Source organism: Pedobacter sp. 01N416 (assembly GCF_056399685.1).
In genome coordinates, this window is sequence record NZ_JBFTRT010000959.1 from 1 (window position 1) to 881 (window position 881).

Genomic DNA, 881 nt, shown 5'->3' on the forward strand with positions numbered 1-881 from the left:
GCGTAACGCAATAAAGCAATTGGCAGAAACACTTGTAAAACAACAGATCAGATTGGTTTACGGAGGAGGAAGTGTAGGCGTGATGGGTGTATTAGCCAATGATGTACTCGAGTTAGGCGGTTTAGTTACAGGCGTAATTCCGCAGTTTTTAATGGATAAAGAAGTTGGTCATAAAGGGGTAACCGAAATGATCGTAACTGAAAATATGCACCAAAGAAAACAGAGAATGGCCGATTTAAGTGATGGTTTTGTTATTTTGCCAGGTGGTTTCGGCACCCTTGAAGAGTTTTTTGAAGTGTTAACCTGGTTGCAGCTCGGCCTGCACACAAAACCAATCGGCGTATTAAATGTAAATGGTTTTTACGATCCCTTATTTGCCCAAATGGATATGATGGTGCAAAGTAAATTTTTGAAACCGGCCAATCGCGATTTAGTTTTTAATGAAGCAAGTGCCGAAACTTTAATCGATAAAATGGATGATTTTTCTGCCATTCCAGACGAGGTTTGGTTTAGAGAAAGAAATCTGAGTTAAAAATTAATTGTCAAACAACAATAAGCAAATTATTAATTCGCCGGCCGCATAACGCTTGGCGCTAAAAATATACCAAAATGCAAATCATTACCTCCCACGCAGAATTTGAACAATACCTTGGCAAGGAATTAGGCGTTTCTTCATGGCATACCATTACACAAGAACAGATTAATAAATTTGCCGATGCCACATTAGACCATCAATGGATTCATGTAGATGAAGAAAGAGCCCAAAATGAAGGCCCTTTTAAAGCAACCATAGCGCATGGCTATTTAACGCTTTCGTTAATCCCTTACCTCTGGAAAGAAATTGTTGATATCCAAAAATTAAAAATGGAGATCAATTATGG

General features: G+C 38.5%; 2 protein-coding genes. Both read left to right on the forward strand.

Going from position 1 to position 881, the window contains the following annotated elements; all coding sequences use genetic code 11:
- Window positions 1-532, forward strand: a 532-nt coding sequence (locus tag AC1DND_RS28670; RefSeq protein ID WP_477586339.1) for an LOG family protein, incomplete at its 5' end; no start/stop codon positions are given.
- Window positions 533-609: 77 nt separating this feature from the next.
- On the forward strand, window positions 610-881 hold a 272-nt coding region (locus tag AC1DND_RS28675; protein WP_477586341.1), incomplete at its 3' end, for a MaoC family dehydratase.